Genomic DNA, 15,301 nt, shown 5'->3' on the forward strand with positions numbered 1-15,301 from the left:
AAAGTTCGCGTGGCAATACACGGTAACTGATGCGATAACGATGGTGGCTTTAATCGTTATGCTTGGTATCAGAAGCCTTGTTCCCTACGTAGGTGCTAGCCCAATCAGGTTCCACGGGTAAACTCTCAGCCTTTAACAGGCACCCCGACAAGTGTTTTGAGAACAGTAGAGCAATTGCGTCTAAAAATCAATATACGAATTTCTATACTGAATCATACAAAAGTTGATCGGCGGCTTTGATAAACTCCGCTGATATTTAACAAAATACAACAGTAATTTGGAGAATAAAGAATGAGATACGGATTAATCTTATTGATTGGATTATTGTTTTCGGCATCAAGCTCGGCAGTGGATAGTACGGGTAAAGTTTATGATATTTATACCCATCAATTTGCGACTACCGTGTTTTTTAGGATTGAAGGGGCCAAACTGGCTGATTGTACAACATCAAATCGTTATGCAATCGATACCAGTAATGCGGGTGGTGAATTACTTTTTTCAGTTCTACTATCTGCCCAAGCTTCGGGAAAAGAGGTTTTTGTAAAAGGTACCGATAAATGTGATATTCATACAGGAACAGAAACTTTGGCTTGGATTAAAACAGAATAAACAATCGACCATAATGTTGTGGAGGTATAAATATTATTCATACAAAAAAACTGGGTAAGTTGATGCTGGGAATGATCGGCATTTTATTTATGTCAAATGCTCTAAGTCACGATGGCAATAACGGCTGGGTAACAGCGCAAGAATATACGCTTTGGAGTAATACTCTTGAAGAATCTGTGATTAGATTAGTTCCTAATGACGGAGTTTATAATCCCGCAAATTGTAGTGACGCAGACAGTTATTTTGTTTCTACCGCTCATAATCAAGAGGTACAACAAAGAATTTACAGTGTTTTATTGAGTTCGTTGTTTGCTGAGCGAAGTGTGCGAGTTCTTCTTGATACAGGATCGTGCGAAGGTGCTCGCCCTAAAGTTTTGCATGTTACTGTTGAGTAATTGGCTTTTTATTTTTTAAAAATTCAATATTGACGGTTGCTAACTCAAATTCAAATCAGTATAGTTCGCCACCAATAAGCCAGATCGATCGATCTGGCTTTCATTTTCAGTAAGTCACATTAAAGGGAGGATTTATTATGTTGGTATTTAGTCTAAACGTGTTGTTAAACCTCTCTGCTCGCCAGTTATTCAGTTAATTTTTTAACGCATACAATAAAAAAGTCAGTGTAGGTTTTATCTCTGCCAAATAACCGGTAGGGCATTCCTGTATTGGTTTAATAACACTTCTTTTTTACGCATTAGAATCGGCTCTGTTCGAGGGTGTTCTATTGCCGTCTAAAAATCTCACAAGAGAAATCGAAGTGGACATTACTTCTAAATACGTTATCAATGATATTGATCATGGCGATAACGTTCGCGTGCGCATTGTTGCCTCAGACGATAATTGGATCGAAAGCGATGCCATCGCACAATTGAAAAAAACCGCAGAACTGCCGGGAATGAAACTCGCAGTTGGTCTGCCCGATTTACACCCTAGTAAAGGTCAACCGATAGGTGCCGCCTTTGTCACCGAAAATATTATTTACCCACACTTGGTGGGAAGTGATATTGGATGTGGTATGGCGTTGTATGAATTTAATAAATCCAGACGAAAACTCAAACTCGATAAATTAGAAAAACAACTCCGCAACTTTGAATCGATTGATGAGGAGGTGGCCGATTGCGTCGATTCGCCCCCTGATTTATCGGCGTTTTATTTTCCGAATGAATTAAATAAAAAACTTGGTACTGTCGGTGGCGGTAACCATTTTTTTGAATGCCAATCTGTGCACGAAATTATCGACGAGGCTGCCTTTGATTGTATTAATGTTAATAAGAATTCGTTATTTTTATTAGTGCACAGCGGATCAAGAGGTCTTGGTCAGCACATTCTTACTCAGCATGTCAGCCAATACGGTGGTGCTGGCATAAAGGATGATTCCGCCGATCAATATTTGTTAAAGCATAATTTTGCCAACGATTGGGCAGTGCTCAATCGACAAGTTATTGCCGATAAAATCGAAAGGCTGGTGGGCAGCGAGCTCAAAAATATTTTGGATGTTTCTCACAATCATGTTTACCCATTAAGTGCATCAGAATGTGAGGCTTTACAGTTAAATACAGACCAAAAATACTGGATTCATCGAAAAGGTGCGAGCCCGTCCAATCAAGGATTGGTTATGATTCCTGGTTCGCGTGGCAGTTTGAGCTATTTAGTCAAACCCGTAATTTCGTCAAATGGTCATTCGGCGATTTCTGGATTTTCTCTCGCTCATGGTGCTGGAAGAAAATGGAAGCGCAGTGATTGCAAGGGAAGAATTTGTCATCGATTTACGGTTAAAGAATTAGAATCAACGCCAATAGGCAGTCGAGTCATTTGCGAGAATCGTAATCTGTTGTACGAAGAAGCCCCACAGGCGTACAAAAATATTGATGGTGTTGTTTCTGATTTAGTTGACGCAGGTTTGATTACAGTGATTGCTAGTTTCAAGCCTATGATTTCATTTAAGACAACAAGGAAGTAACAATGAGAACGGATAAAAAACACAATAATGCCTCGGCTATTTGGTTACAGATAACCGCTGGTCAAGGCCCCAAAGAGTGCGGTTGGGTGGTTGCTAAAGTTACTGAACTTTTATTGACAGAAGCAACTGACCTTAAAGTAAAAGCAGAAGTGATTGAGTCTGTCGCGTTCGATAAATTGCTGCGTAATCAAGATTTAATTCAGCCGCTTGAGTACTTATCTGTGCTGATTCGATTGGAGGGCGCCAACGCCCTCTCATTATCGAATGACTGGACAGGAACCATTCGCTGGCATGGCTTGAGTCCTTACCGACCGAAGCGTAAACGAATTAATTGGTTTGTTGGGGTGCATCGTGTGAATGTGGATAACAGTACTTCTGAATCCATTGATAAATTAAAAACAGAAGTCCAATTTAGCGCATGTAAATCGTCTGGCGCGGGTGGACAGCACGTTAATAAAACCGACAGTGCCGTTCGCTTGGTTCATAAAAAATCCGGCATTCAGTTACGCGTTGACGCTGATCGTTCCCAACACAGAAATAAAGCCATTGCATTAGAGCGGCTACAAATACTGTTAAATGAACAAAACCATCAGTCAAAATCTGAATCCGTTCGAAGCCGATGGTTGAAACACTATGAAGTTGATCGCGGTAATCCTACGCGTCGTTTTCAAGGTGAAGACTTTAACGAAGTGTGATTTATAGATTAACGAGTTTTTAATTGGAGAAATCATATGATTTATACCGAACCACCAAAAACTACTTTTATGGAAATAATTCGAATGCTTGTGAAGCATAAATTGAAATACGATTTGAGGTCTTGTTGTGAACAATCAAGAGGTCGAAGAGTTACTGTATCTCTGCGGAGATGAAAAACGCATTTTTTGGTATTTTAAAGACAAATTTTGTCTGGATTTAATCGCTCTCGATGCCGAGCGTCGTGGCGCAAAGACGTTATCTGTTCGAGAGTTAAAGCAGAGTTCGTATAAAAAATATTTGGATAAACCGATTTTTTCTGAACTGTCGAAAAGATTTCCCTCGGGTGTTGTGAATACTGAGGATTTTCCTCTGTTTTATCCGTACGAACAAATTCCTTTTGTCGTTACCCTTGGAAAATGGGTGGCGTCTAACCGGTATTCCAATCAAACAACTCGCAAGGGCGCTAACCTTGTTTTGCAACTTAACTTTGATCAACAACACACTCGTAAGTATGTTGATCTTGTTAAGCCGACCTATGATTTTGGGCCTTTTGAATATTGGGGGCATCCGGTTTATTCGTGAAAATACAAAACCTTGGCCTGGGTTAGACTCGATGTAAGTTTTTCCACCAATGAAGTTCTTATTGAAGAAATTCAAACGGATTGGATTCGTCGGGCAAATAGTCTGTTAACTATGGTCGATCGGCGGAAAAAGCAAAATTTAACGACCCTTCCTAATTATAAGAAAAATTGCTTATCTGGCAGTTTTGAGGAAATTCGCCAGTACGTAGCAGTGGAGTTAAAACCTTACCGAGAGATCTGGAGCGAGGCTGCATTATTAGCCGCAATTCAGTTTGTTAAAAGTGAATTAGGTATTAATTCTATTTATTATCATTCGTTTGAACAGGGTAATGTTTTAAAAAATATCATGGGTAAGCCGCCAAAATCGCTCTATTCCACGCTTGCGAAACGTTTCTGTTTTAGCAAAGTGCAACATCATCCAGAAATGATATTAACAACTCAGAAGATACGTAAGAACCTGAAAAAGGTGGGTGCTCCGAATTGGTATTATATGTCGGTGTAATGTTACCTAAGGGAAAGGTTTTCATAGGCTGATTCAGCTTGTGTAAACCTTTCTGAGAATGCACCCGTCTACCACTTTAAATAAGCACAAATGCTTGGTGGGTTCATAAGCTTGATGAACATAATTCGAGGATGATTACATGCGCACAGCAATACTGTTAGTCGTGAGCTTGACGTTGTTGTCAGGCTGTATTTTTATAAACGCACAAGGTTCAGAATATTACGGAGAAGTGGTGGCTAAAGATAATCACTTTGACGTGTCTGGTGTGGATGATGTTACGGTGTCATTCAACGCAGGCGAGTTCCGCATCGCAGGAACAGACGACGATGAAATTTCTACTCACGTTAAAGTATTTTGTAAACGAGAAAATAAATCGTGCGAACGCATTAAAAACGAAATCAGTTGGGGGTTCAATCAGCAGGGCGATCAATTAAATTTGGCTCTGCTACCCAAAGGCGTAAAAAGCAACTCTAATGTATCGATTGTTGCCGAAGTGGATATTCCCAAAACGAAGAATTTGCGCGTAAAAATGGCGGCGGGCTCGTTGGGAATTACCAATTATCAGGGGTGCCTAAATGCCAGCTTGGCTGCGGGCTCTATTAACGCAGAGGTTTTCGAGTCGGTGGTTTCTGAGGTAACGTTAAAGGCGAGTGTGGGTGAGACCCGTTTGGTTGTTGGCGACCAAACCATCGAAGAAAAGCGCCAGCATTTGGTGGGTTCAAAAACTCAATGGTCAGAAGGCGTTGGTAGTTGTCATCTTGCTTTAAGTACAAAAGCGGGTGAAGTGCAATTAACGCTAAATTAAAACAAAAATGCTCGGCTGATTAGAAAAAATTTGCCGAGCATTTTAGAGCTGATAATTAATACGGTATTTTTACCAACCTTTCTCTCTATCCATTAAATCTTCAATCTCTTCTACCGATTTGGGAACTGCGGCCGTTAACACTTCGCATCCTTCTGCGGTCACCAAAACATCATCTTCAATTCGAATACCAATGCCGCGCCATTTTTCATCGACGTTTTCGTTGTCGGGAGCGATATAAATTCCGGGCTCTACCGTTAAACACATGCCGGGTTCTAACACGCGCCATTGGCCTTCAACTTTATAATCGCCAACGTCATGAACGTCTAAACCCAGCCAATGTCCGGTTCTATGCATGTAAAAATCACTGTAGGCCTGCTTTTCGATTAATTCATCGAGATCACCTTGCAATAAGCCCAATTCAATTAAACCAGCGGTTAATACGCGCACGGCAATTTCGTGGGGGTGATTCCAATGATTGCCGGGTTTGACGGCGTCGATGGCTTGTAACTGAGCGTCTAAAACAACGTTGTAAACGGCTTTTTGCTCGTCACTGAATTTGCCGTTGACGGGAAATGTTCGGGTGATGTCACCAGCGTACATGTCGTATTCACAACCGGCATCGATTAGAACAAGGTCGCCGTTTTTCATTTTGTGGTCGTTTTCGATGTAGTGCAGGATACAACCGTTTGCGCCACTGCCGACAATGGTGCTGTAGGCGGGATTTCTCGCGCCGCTTTTGGCGAATTCGTGGTGAATTTCAGCTTCGAGTTGGTGCTCGTACTGACCGGGTCGACAAAACTGCATAGCGCGAATGTGCGCTTGGGCGGATATGTCTCCGGCGGTGCGCATCAGTTTGGCCTCAGTTGCACTTTTAAATAAGCGCATATCGTGAAGGAAGTGATCGAGGTCTTGTAATTCCCCAGGAGGAATAGCGCCGGATCGAGCCTGCGCGCGCAGGGTATTTATCCAGGTCATGATCTGTTGATCAAATCCCGCATCGCGCCCGAGGCTGTAGTAAACCCGCTCACGGCTTTCGAGTAAGCCCGGTAGGATTTCGTCGATGTCGTCGATAGGGAAGGCGTCGTCTGCGCCGTAGTTTTCAATGGCGCCTTCTGGACCTTGGCGGTATCCGTCCCAGATCTCTTTTTGTCGGTTGCGTTCGCGAACAAACAAGACAAATTCGCCGTGTTCTCTGCCGGGAATCAGTACAATGACCGCCTCGGGTTCGGGAAAACCGCACAAATAATAAAAATCACTGTCTTGGCGATAACTGTACAGGGTGTCTCGACTGCGGGTTTTTTCTTCGGCAGCAGGAATAATGGCAATGCTGTTGGGTTCCATCATGGCCATCAGTTCTTTGCGGCGACGGGCAAATTCTTGAAGGTTAATTTTCGCAGTCACAGTAGATCCTTAGTGAATTAATTTGGCGACTTTCGGTTTGTCTTGTTTTGGCGTTTCTGGGCCAAAGTTTTCGTAGATGTTCAGCACCGCAACTTTGACGTACTCACAGATTTCAATAAAATCGCGTTCGTCTTCGGTGCTGTCAGACGTGGCGGTTGCTTCGCTGATTTTCGAGAGATCCAAGATCAATTCTCGCGTTTCTTGCGGTTTAGAGATAAAACCGTCAGCGTCGGAGTTAGCCTGGCTCACGAGGCCAGAGAGAAATCCGTTAATCCATTCAGTCAGCGCTTCAACTTGCAGTGGCAGCGGCGTTTCTGAATCCGGTAAAAACAACTCGAAGTCGAATTGACCTTCTTCGAGCGTGGCGCCGACCTGCTGGTGAAGCGTTTTCAGCATCACCATTAAATTATCGATGCTGTTGAGGTCGATCTCTAATAGAGTTTGTGCACCGAGAATCCACTCGGACTCACCGGCTCGTTGGCACAGTGTTCCGACCAAAAAGCCGTGAATTTCGCTGGTGCTTGCCAGAGCGCTGTGGTGGATCAGTATTTGCGAGAGTTCGTCAAAGCTGATCGGTTGAAAATCATCTGCCATAATTGTCTATGCTTGGGTCGTTGGTTTTTGTGCGATGCTATCATGAATTTGGCCGTTACAGATTGATGATACAAGCGCCATACAGCAATATTTGTAAATCCTGTTATTAGGTGGATGATTTTACTCAGCGATCCGTTATATTGGCTAAGGCCTGTTATCAGGCCCTAAGTTACGCAAGCTGTAATTGCAACGATTGACCACCAATTTGCCGCAACATATAGTAGTTTCACTTTTTAGGATGATGTAGACAGGTTATGGCTGAGAATCACACACCGGAGCAATCTTTAGTTGAGATGGAGCGCAAACTTGAGGTGTTGATAGAACAGGCGCACAGCTTAGCCAGAGAGAACCAAACTCTGCGTGAAAATGAGCAGCGCTGGCTTGAAGATCGAGCGCGTTTGATCGAAAAGAACGACCTTGCCAGAACCCGTGTTGAGGCAATGATTAGCCGACTAAAAAGTTTGGAATCTCAAGCCTAGGGCAGTGAGAGTAGATTGTGTGAAGCTAAACAATGACTGATGCCATGAGTACCAACAAAACTGCTGTTGTCACCATACTTGGTAAGGAATACCAAGTAGCGTGTGGTGTCGACGAATACGACGACTTGTTGAGCGCTGCTCGTCAGCTCGACGAGCGCATGCGTACGATTCGCAATTCTGGCAATGTTATTGGTCTTGAGCGCATCGCGGTTATGGCGGCGCTCAATCTCTGTCACGAGCTGATGCAAGCCCAACATCAAGCCCAACCTCACATCGATGAATCGCTGCTAGAGCGAATGTCGTCTAAACTGGATGATGCCCTCAATAAATTGAGTAACGATTGATTTTTACCCGTTGAATACGGGCTTTTTGTCAATGAATTTAGGGCTATAAGTTCACTGCTCATAAAGAAAAATTCGTCTATTTACAAGAGTTTTTCTGAACAGAGAATTCTGTATACTGAACTTCCCTGAGGTATTCGCCAGTCGATTAGTCCTCGAGCCGATAATGTTACCCCTGGAGGTAACTCGCAAATACCGGTGTGCATGTCCGCGAGACGGAAAGCCTAAAGTATTTCAGTTACCACCCCTTGAACCCTACGGTTCAAGGCCAAGTTGACAGCGGTATTCTCGGGGCACTAACCCCTCTGGAATCTGAAGCGCAGTAGACGAATTATCCTAATAAATTCAATTTCAGATTAGCCGCCTACACATTTCTATGCACGATCCAACACTGGCTGAATACAAAGGCCGCATTCGCCGAGAGCTAAAATCTCGCCGAACCCAATTGACCGATCAGCAGCAGGCAAACGCCGAATCTGCTTTGGCGCAAAAGCTCCTTGGCAGCCTGTTTATGATGAGTACAAAACGCATTGGTTTGTATTTTTCGTGCAAGGGCGAAATCGGCACATTTCCACTGATTCAAAAGCTGTTGCTAGACGCAAAAAAACAGGTCTTCGTGCCGGTTGTTTCAGGCGAGCGTATGCGTTTTCAGAAGGTGGATGAACAAACGCCACTGCTGCTAAATCGCTATGGCATTACCGAGCCTGAGCCAGACCCCCTAAAAGTCATCAATCCACGGTTTCTGGATTTGGTGTGTGTTCCGTTGGTGGGATTTGACGCCGATTTAAATCGCCTAGGCATGGGCGGCGGGTTTTACGACAGGACCTTTGCCTTTCGCCAAGGTCGAGGTCACAAACCCTTTTTGTTAGGAATTGCTCATCAGTGTCAGATGTATGAGCAGCCTTTGCCAACCGAATCCTGGGATATCAAGCTTGACGCTGTGTTAACTGATAAAGATTGGTATTTTCCTGGCTCAGAAAAGCAAAAACCGACGGATTAAGTCGGTTTTTGATAAAACTTCTTATAGCGCGCTTTATTTTATAGCAACACCTTGCTGCAGTTGTGCTGGCGGCTCTGCTTCGGATTTGAACCAATCGCTCGCTCCGACGCTTGTTGCTAGCACGCCAATAAAAAAGATAGCTGCAGCGAAGGTAAGTACATCAAACTTCATTGTAATGTCCTTACGTTTAACTCTTCTATAAATACTATTTTTTATATGCCTTATAGGAAGAGCAAACTTTATACCGAAAAATAATCAATAGACCAAGTGCTTATGGCGACAACGCGATAATATTATCAGTTATAGCGTTGCTAAAAATTAATCACAAATTTAGATTGCCAGTTTGTTAAAGGGTTCACTCTGATAGTGAGTATTTGCTTACAATTTGTTAAATTTTGATTAAAAATTCTTTTCATTGCTTAGAGTAGTGAAAACAGCCAAAGCCTATAACCTGTCAGGTCTGGCAATTTATTACAAAAGCGTGAACGTGTACCTAGCAAAATTGCAAATAAGGCACCGAAAAGGCGCGTTCAATATTTACGTTTACTAATGGGTTTCTTTTGTTGGGGTCCTTCCCAAACTTTATGCTTCTCAAGCCAATACTTTGTGATCTACGACAAGAACAACTGGTACGCTGGGTTATCGGTTTCATCCCAAAAGCGGTAGCTTTCTAATGATTTGAAGAACACTTCGGCGGCTTCCAGCTCGTTTTCCGGTATTTGCATCGCCATCAGAATTCTCGCGAAGGCACTGCCGTGATTGCGGTAGTGGAACATCGAGATATTCCAGCGACCGGCAAGGTGGCTCAGGAATTTCATCAAAGCGCCGGGGCGTTCTGGAAATTGGAAACGGTAAACGCGTTCTTGGACATTGCCTTCGCTCGTTGGCAAGGCCTTGCGGCCACCGACCATATAGCGAATGTGCAGTTTTGCCATTTCGTTATCGGTTAAGTCTTCCACTTGATAGCCGTTTGACTGCAAGGTCTCAATGACTTCTGCGCGGCCATTGCCACCGTGAGACACCTGTACGCCGACAAAAATGTGGGCGTTGTCGCCACCGGTATAACGATAATTAAATTCGGTGATGTTGCGACTGCCGAGATCCTTGCAGAATTTGGCGTAAGCGCCGGGCTGTTCGGGAATCTCTACGGCAAAGAGTGCTTCGCGCTTTTCACCGATTTCGGTGCGCTCTGAGATGTAGCGCAGGCGATCAAAGTTCGTATTGGCGCCACTGTCGATGGCAATTAACGTTTGGCCATTCAAATCGTGTTCTTCGGCGTACTTTTTCAAGCCCGCTAGTGATAAAGCCCCCGCGGGTTCAGCGATGGAGCGCGTGTCTTCAAAGATATCTTTGATGGCCGCACAAATTTCATCGGTATTGGCTGTGATTACGCCGTCAATGGTGTCTTTAAGTACGTCGTAAGTTTCTTCACCAATTTGAGCAACGGCAACGCCGTCGGCAAAAATGCCCACCTCGGGCAAAACAACCCTTTCGTTTGCTTCCAATGCGGCTTTTAAACAGGCAGCGTCTTCTGGCTCTACCGCGAACACTTTGATGTCGGGGCGAACGTATTTGATGTAGGTAGCAACACCTGCGGCCAAGCCACCGCCGCCAACGGGAACAAAAATGGCGTCTATGTGTTTGGGGTGCTGACGCAAAATTTCCATCGCCACGGTACCTTGACCGGCGATGACATCGGGATCGTCGTAGGGGGGAATATAAGTAAAGCCTTTTTCTTCCACTAAGCTCTGCGCGTGTTTTGACGCTTCATCAAAAACATCGCCGTGCAAAATTACCTGTGCGCCGTAGCCACGTACCGCATCAACCTTAATGGCCGGAGTTGTTTTCGGCATCACGATGGTAGCCTTAACACCTAAATGCCGAGCGCTGTAAGCTAAGCCTTGAGCGTGGTTACCGGCCGATGCAGCAATAACGCCACCGGCGCGTTGCTCATCGGTTAACGCCAACAGTTTGTTGTAGGCACCGCGAATTTTGAATGAAAACACCGGCTGTAAATCTTCTCGCTTTAAATACACCGAATTGCCAATGCGCGCAGAAATCGACTTGGCGTAATCCAGAGGAGTTTCTTCGGCAAGGTCGTATATGCGGGCATCTAAAATGCGCTTGATGTAAAAGTGAGGCATGATTCTATTTCTTGGTCAGTTCGGAAAAACGGCCATACTATCTAAGAAGTCGCCACAAGTCATGAATTGCGCCTTTAAACCCGTGAAATCTTGCCTATAATGGCGCCAAAACCAAGGCTCCAAGTTTATTGAGAGCAAAAATTCAAAGGGCGCTGCGATGAATCAAGACCAACTTAAACAAGCGGTAGCAAAAGCTGCAATCGACTACATTCAACCAAAATTGGAATCCGATTCCATCGTCGGCGTCGGAACTGGCTCCACCGCCAATTATTTCATTGATTACTTAGCTGATATCAAAGGCCAATTTGACGGTACCGTTGCCAGCTCCGAAGCTTCCGCCGAGCGACTAAAATCTCACGGTATTCCGGTTTACGATTTGAACGCAGTTGATCAAGTGGTTGTGTATGTCGACGGTGCCGACGAAACCAATCCACAAAGAATGTTGATTAAAGGTGGCGGTGCTGCATTAACTCGCGAAAAAATCGTTGCCGCCGTTGCTGATGAATTCGTGTGTATTGCCGACGGCAGCAAATGGGTAGACGTATTAGGTGCTTTCCCATTGCCCGTAGAAGTAATTCCAATGGCGCGCTCACACGTCGCCCGCGAAATCGTAAAACTCGGTGGCAGCCCTGTTTATCGCGAAGGTGTTGTTACCGATAACGGCAATGTCATTTTAGATGTGCATGACTTACAAATTACCGACCCAGTTGATTTCGAAAATCAACTCAATCAAATCGTTGGTGTCGTTACCAACGGATTATTCGCCGCTCGCAACGCCGATGTATTGCTGTTGGGAACTGAGAGTGGAGTTGAGACTAAGTAATTGAGTGCAAACCCAAACTCAGTGAAAATTATCCAAAAGTACAACCTCTAACTTTCTGCACTATTTTCTAAGAACCACCCAATTAAATCATCCTTGATTTAATTGGGTGGTAAGCATCCATAATCTATTTTTCATTTCCTTACATTACGATTTTTATCGTTATCGAACAATCCTGGTGTTACAAGGGCTTAGATTAACGTAGGATCCCACCATTATCTCTGCTCTGATAATAAGGGATTGGAGAAAACGTTACTGATCTAGTGAAAGTTCCGTCGTTAATGATGGCTCTTACTCGATAATCACTTGTTTTTGGGGGGGCATAAGAAACGGAAGGGACTGATGTCTCAACTGTGTAAGTGCCACCTGCGCTCAAAGCTTGGAATATCCACGTGTATTTAACCGGAACCCCTTCAATTGCGGATCGTGAGTAAGAGGTATCGTAAGTTGCATTTACGCTTGCAGTAATGGGGCTATGGATGTTTGTTAAACTTATTGATTTAGCTGATATAGTTGGAGCATTTTGCCAGTATAAAGTGTTAAATTCACAATATGGACCGCTACCTCTAACTACTGCACCAACCCCAACAGATTCTGTACCTCTGGATCTGGAAGGTAGTGAATAGGTTTCAGAGCGTGTGAAAGTTGTACCTCCAGAATTAGGTAACAATGAACCATTTCTCGAATAAACAAAGTCGACATTATCACCGTCATAAGCTAGGTCAATTAATGTAGAACCCAACGAATTGCAAGCACTCACACTTAAGTCATCTATACATTCGAGTCTTTCTCGTTCCTCGGATCTTAATTGAAACGATGTTCCTACAATATTATATGATGGATCTCGAATTCTTAAAGTTCCATCAAAATTAATAAAATTACCGCTGCGCCCGATCTGGGTTGAAATGTCAGGGCAGAATCTATTAGTTTCTGCCGGACCGGCGAAAGATAAGGAAGAAAATAATAAAGGTGCGATCAAAAGTCTAAATTTCATTTAAAATATTAACCTCAGCGTAGGACATTGAAAGGGCATGCTACTTGGTTGAAGAAAGACAAACAATTGTAAATTGGTAGTCTTTAATTACTACTTAGGTTGATTTTTAAATTAGTTTTTTTCAAAGTTTTGATCTTGTTAGCTATAATAGATTTTTGCATTTTAATAGATAATACGTCTTCGACAGGGATATTACTCTTTTAAATTTAAATGTTATTCGAATCTGTAAAGTCTCTATTGCAATACATTGTTCGCTTTAGATATTGCCCAACCATTTCTATCACAACACTCTATTGCACCTTTCTGAATAAATCGTCGGATATTATTGTAATCGCTGGCGCACTCGCCAGACACGGTTGCCTGTATACCCACATCCAACGACAAGATGTTTGCCTGATCGAACTCAATGTTGAGCTGGTGAATATGTTCTTTGTAGGCGGATGAATCTAATGATTGTTTTATCTGTTCGCGGAGTTTTTCGATCACGCCGGATGTAATCTCTGGTTGCAGTGAGTGATCTAATTTTAATACGACGTTGATTCCAAAACCTTCAGAGATATTTCTAGGGGATAGATCGAGAAATTCCTGAGTTTTATAGGTTTTAACCGAGCCACCAAATACTTTAAGTTGCACTGTATCGGGTGTTTGAAGAAGAATTTCGCCGTAGGTTTCATCATTTAAAATAACGAAGTCCTTTGGCTTGCAGGGAAACCAGGGTTCGGTTCTGGACCATCGGCGCGACACCATCTCTGAAAGCTCGGTGATTGGCAGGCGTATTCTACCGCCGGTAAGTGCTGGGTTGACCAAATCTGAATGAATATTTAACCGTGATACCCGCCAAGGTAAACCGTTATACATAATTCTCTCTCCCTCGCGCACCGGGCCTAAATTAAGTAACAATCGAACTTCGCCTAAATATTGCGGCAATGAATTACGCAAAGCGATCGCTAGGCCAATTAAAAATATAATAACTAATGTCAGTAGTAGCCAATCACCCAAGGTGTATAACGTCGCCAATAGGGAAAATAAGGCTAAGAGTACCGCGAGTACCTGAAATACAACGTGAACTAGACGGCTGAAGAAACGACGTTCACGATCGCTACCGCGACGAATAAATCGCTCTAATTGGTGGCTGAGAAAGCGTAACGTTATCAGTGTCAATGAAAATGCCAGCGTCGCCAATAATAGGTTTAATCCTCGTCCACTAAAAAAATCTTTCAAGAATTGAACGATTTCTCCGCTGTGTGGACCGCTGTTTTGTTGCTTTTCTTCCAATTGAATGGAGACTAGCGCCAGCTTATTGTTTATGTCAGAGAGTTTATTTTGCCATTGAATCTCTAAATTATTTAAATTGTTGTGAATTTCAGAGTTGTTAGGTAACAGCTCTAACTCGTGAAGTTTATTAATTGCCGATACAGCAAGTTCTTGTTGTAGCGTAAGTGATTCTATTTCACTGGTGAGTCTGTCAATTTGCCGTGGACGTTCGGTTAACTTTTTAAGTTCGTATACTATGGGCTTAAAAATTTCCTTTAATTCTTTGTGCCAACTAAAATCATTACTCTTTGTCTCATCAAAAACCGACTGATCGACGATGCCAGTGGCGATTTGTTCAAAGGCGATAAGTTTATCGGCAAGCAACACTTGCTGGTTTTCTTTTTGATTTCTTAAACTGTCCAGCTCATCTTCGTAGGTAGAAAATTCTATCTGCCGATCGATTTCTGAAATAGATTCTCGAATCGATGTGATTTCAGTACTTAATTCCGAGATTCGAGCCTGCGTAGAATTTTCAACTGTTGATGAGATGTTATTCTGATCATTTGTTTCGAGCGTTGATTCTTCTGCTTGAAGGTTACTGTTCATGACCAGGATAATCACTGTCAATAATGATAACAGTTGCGTGCGATAACTCTGGTTTAATTTCATGATTCGGGAAAGTGACGACGAGAATAACAAGGTATAAATAACTTTTGATTTGGATGTTTTAGCTTGGAGGTGTTTGAATTTAATCGTTTCAGTGGTGTTAGTATGTTTTGATTTTTATTAGTTCCTTATTCAACATCTGAAATTTGGTGGATGTGATTGGTGTCAATATTGATTGTTCAATAATGAGTGCGAGTATTTTTTGAATGAATGACTTTAGAAGGTGCTGAAGTTGTTCCTATTGGCATAGATACCGTTATAAAAATTACTCTTTTATAGATTTTATTAAGGTTAATTGTCTGGTTTTCTTTTATTGCTGTCCTGATAGTAGTGCCAGTTATTCGTTGGTTTACATATTTTTAGATTCTCTTTTAGTAATTGATTTTTCGAGACTTTATTTCCGGTTTAGTTTTAAGTCTAAAAATTTGTCTTGTAAAATGTTGGTTCAACATCTT

The 15,301-nt window shown here is 42.9% G+C and carries 17 protein-coding genes, 1 other RNA gene and 1 riboswitch; of the genes, 12 read left to right on the forward strand and 6 right to left on the reverse strand.

Annotated elements, in window-relative coordinates:
- Positions 1 to 64 precede the first annotated feature (64 nt).
- A riboswitch (TPP riboswitch) is annotated at positions 65 to 157 on the reverse strand.
- A 134-nt stretch (positions 158 to 291) separates the two neighbouring features.
- The 7 genes from LU361_RS19400 (at position 292) to LU361_RS19430 (ending at position 5,153) form a co-directional block, all read left to right on the forward strand.
- Positions 292 to 609, forward strand: a complete 318-nt coding sequence (locus LU361_RS19400) for a hypothetical protein (RefSeq protein ID WP_233090824.1) — start codon at positions 292 to 294, stop codon at positions 607 to 609.
- Between the two features lie 89 nt (positions 610 to 698).
- The gene (locus LU361_RS19405; RefSeq protein WP_233090825.1) at positions 699 to 1,004 is read left to right on the forward strand and encodes a hypothetical protein; all 306 of its coding nucleotides are present in this window, start codon (positions 699 to 701) and stop codon (positions 1,002 to 1,004) included.
- 362 nt (positions 1,005 to 1,366) lie between these two features.
- Positions 1,367 to 2,569, forward strand: coding sequence for an RNA ligase RtcB family protein (locus LU361_RS19410; RefSeq protein WP_233090826.1), 1,203 nt, complete (start codon positions 1,367 to 1,369; stop codon positions 2,567 to 2,569).
- 2 nt (positions 2,570 to 2,571) lie between these two features.
- Positions 2,572 to 3,264: a peptide chain release factor H gene (gene prfH, locus LU361_RS19415; RefSeq protein WP_233090827.1), complete on the forward strand. Its 693-nt coding sequence runs from the start codon at positions 2,572 to 2,574 to the stop codon at positions 3,262 to 3,264.
- A 127-nt stretch (positions 3,265 to 3,391) separates the two neighbouring features.
- Positions 3,392 to 3,847, forward strand: coding sequence for a hypothetical protein (locus LU361_RS19420; protein WP_233090828.1), 456 nt, complete (start codon positions 3,392 to 3,394; stop codon positions 3,845 to 3,847).
- A 12-nt stretch (positions 3,848 to 3,859) separates the two neighbouring features.
- On the forward strand, positions 3,860 to 4,348 hold the full coding sequence (locus LU361_RS19425) for a hypothetical protein (RefSeq protein WP_233090829.1): 489 nt from the start codon (positions 3,860 to 3,862) through the stop codon (positions 4,346 to 4,348).
- A 139-nt stretch (positions 4,349 to 4,487) separates the two neighbouring features.
- Positions 4,488 to 5,153, forward strand: coding sequence for a hypothetical protein (locus LU361_RS19430; RefSeq protein ID WP_233090830.1), 666 nt, complete (start codon positions 4,488 to 4,490; stop codon positions 5,151 to 5,153).
- Positions 5,154 to 5,222: 69 nt separating this feature from the next.
- Here LU361_RS19430 and pepP read toward each other — a convergent pair whose 3' ends face one another.
- Both pepP and LU361_RS19440 read right to left on the reverse strand, forming a co-directional pair.
- Positions 5,223 to 6,554, reverse strand: a complete 1,332-nt coding sequence (gene pepP / locus LU361_RS19435) for a Xaa-Pro aminopeptidase (RefSeq protein WP_350338030.1) — start codon at positions 6,552 to 6,554, stop codon at positions 5,223 to 5,225.
- Between the two features lie 9 nt (positions 6,555 to 6,563).
- Complete coding sequence (locus LU361_RS19440; RefSeq protein WP_233090831.1) at positions 6,564 to 7,148, reverse strand: UPF0149 family protein; 585 nt, start codon at positions 7,146 to 7,148, stop codon at positions 6,564 to 6,566.
- A gap of 254 nt (positions 7,149 to 7,402) precedes the next feature.
- Here LU361_RS19440 and LU361_RS19445 point away from each other — a divergent pair, with 254 nt between their 5' ends.
- The 4 genes from LU361_RS19445 to LU361_RS19460 all read left to right on the forward strand — a co-directional run bounded on the left by LU361_RS19445 (position 7,403) and on the right by LU361_RS19460 (position 8,968).
- Positions 7,403 to 7,627 (forward strand): TIGR02449 family protein, encoded by a 225-nt coding sequence (locus LU361_RS19445; RefSeq protein ID WP_233090832.1) that lies wholly within the window; start codon positions 7,403 to 7,405, stop codon positions 7,625 to 7,627.
- Positions 7,628 to 7,659: 32 nt separating this feature from the next.
- A complete protein-coding gene (locus LU361_RS19450) occupies positions 7,660 to 7,971 on the forward strand; it encodes a cell division protein ZapA (protein ID WP_434064676.1) in 312 nt (103 codons plus the stop codon).
- A gap of 119 nt (positions 7,972 to 8,090) precedes the next feature.
- Positions 8,091 to 8,267: non-coding RNA, 6S RNA (gene ssrS / locus LU361_RS19455), on the forward strand.
- A 77-nt stretch (positions 8,268 to 8,344) separates the two neighbouring features.
- On the forward strand, positions 8,345 to 8,968 hold the full coding sequence (locus LU361_RS19460; protein ID WP_233090833.1) for a 5-formyltetrahydrofolate cyclo-ligase: 624 nt from the start codon (positions 8,345 to 8,347) through the stop codon (positions 8,966 to 8,968).
- 33 nt (positions 8,969 to 9,001) lie between these two features.
- On the opposite strand, the gene LU361_RS19465 is transcribed toward LU361_RS19460, so the two are convergent.
- Together LU361_RS19465 and ilvA are read right to left on the reverse strand one after the other, a co-directional pair.
- Positions 9,002 to 9,139, reverse strand: a complete 138-nt coding sequence (locus LU361_RS19465; RefSeq protein WP_233090834.1) for a hypothetical protein — start codon at positions 9,137 to 9,139, stop codon at positions 9,002 to 9,004.
- 440 nt (positions 9,140 to 9,579) lie between these two features.
- Positions 9,580 to 11,112 (reverse strand): threonine ammonia-lyase, biosynthetic, encoded by a 1,533-nt coding sequence (gene ilvA / locus LU361_RS19470; protein WP_233090835.1) that lies wholly within the window; start codon positions 11,110 to 11,112, stop codon positions 9,580 to 9,582.
- Positions 11,113 to 11,269: 157 nt separating this feature from the next.
- Here ilvA and rpiA point away from each other — a divergent pair, with 157 nt between their 5' ends.
- Positions 11,270 to 11,935 (forward strand): ribose-5-phosphate isomerase RpiA, encoded by a 666-nt coding sequence (rpiA, locus tag LU361_RS19475; RefSeq protein WP_233090836.1) that lies wholly within the window; start codon positions 11,270 to 11,272, stop codon positions 11,933 to 11,935.
- A 193-nt stretch (positions 11,936 to 12,128) separates the two neighbouring features.
- On the opposite strand, the gene LU361_RS19480 is transcribed toward rpiA, so the two are convergent.
- Together LU361_RS19480 and LU361_RS19485 are read right to left on the reverse strand one after the other, a co-directional pair.
- Positions 12,129 to 12,926 carry a hypothetical protein gene (locus tag LU361_RS19480; RefSeq protein ID WP_233090837.1) on the reverse strand — a complete coding sequence of 266 codons (798 nt, stop codon included), beginning with the start codon at positions 12,924 to 12,926 and terminating at the stop codon, positions 12,129 to 12,131.
- 234 nt (positions 12,927 to 13,160) lie between these two features.
- Positions 13,161 to 14,786: a hypothetical protein gene (locus LU361_RS19485; RefSeq protein ID WP_233090838.1), complete on the reverse strand. Its 1,626-nt coding sequence runs from the start codon at positions 14,784 to 14,786 to the stop codon at positions 13,161 to 13,163.
- Positions 14,787 to 15,301: the final 515 nt, after the last annotated feature.

It is taken from the genome of Sessilibacter corallicola (genome assembly GCF_021290925.1).
Classification (GTDB): Bacteria; Pseudomonadota; Gammaproteobacteria; order Pseudomonadales; family Cellvibrionaceae; genus Sessilibacter; species Sessilibacter corallicola.

Coding starts and splice junctions, on each gene's coding strand:
- LU361_RS19400 (WP_233090824.1), top strand. CDS start 292: ATGAGATACGGATTAATCTTATTGATTGGATTATTGTTTTCGGCATCA.
- LU361_RS19405 (WP_233090825.1), top strand. CDS start 699: ATGTCAAATGCTCTAAGTCACGATGGCAATAACGGCTGGGTAACAGCG.
- prfH (WP_233090827.1), top strand. CDS start 2,572: ATGAGAACGGATAAAAAACACAATAATGCCTCGGCTATTTGGTTACAG.
- LU361_RS19430 (WP_233090830.1), top strand. CDS start 4,488: ATGCGCACAGCAATACTGTTAGTCGTGAGCTTGACGTTGTTGTCAGGC.
- LU361_RS19440 (WP_233090831.1), bottom strand. CDS start 7,148: ATGGCAGATGATTTTCAACCGATCAGCTTTGACGAACTCTCGCAAATA.
- LU361_RS19445 (WP_233090832.1), top strand. CDS start 7,403: ATGGCTGAGAATCACACACCGGAGCAATCTTTAGTTGAGATGGAGCGC.
- LU361_RS19450 (WP_434064676.1), top strand. CDS start 7,660: ATGACTGATGCCATGAGTACCAACAAAACTGCTGTTGTCACCATACTT.
- LU361_RS19460 (WP_233090833.1), top strand. CDS start 8,345: ATGCACGATCCAACACTGGCTGAATACAAAGGCCGCATTCGCCGAGAG.
- LU361_RS19465 (WP_233090834.1), bottom strand. CDS start 9,139: ATGAAGTTTGATGTACTTACCTTCGCTGCAGCTATCTTTTTTATTGGC.
- ilvA (WP_233090835.1), bottom strand. CDS start 11,112: ATGCCTCACTTTTACATCAAGCGCATTTTAGATGCCCGCATATACGAC.
- rpiA (WP_233090836.1), top strand. CDS start 11,270: ATGAATCAAGACCAACTTAAACAAGCGGTAGCAAAAGCTGCAATCGAC.
- LU361_RS19480 (WP_233090837.1), bottom strand. CDS start 12,926: ATGAAATTTAGACTTTTGATCGCACCTTTATTATTTTCTTCCTTATCT.
- LU361_RS19485 (WP_233090838.1), bottom strand. CDS start 14,786: ATGAACAGTAACCTTCAAGCAGAAGAATCAACGCTCGAAACAAATGAT.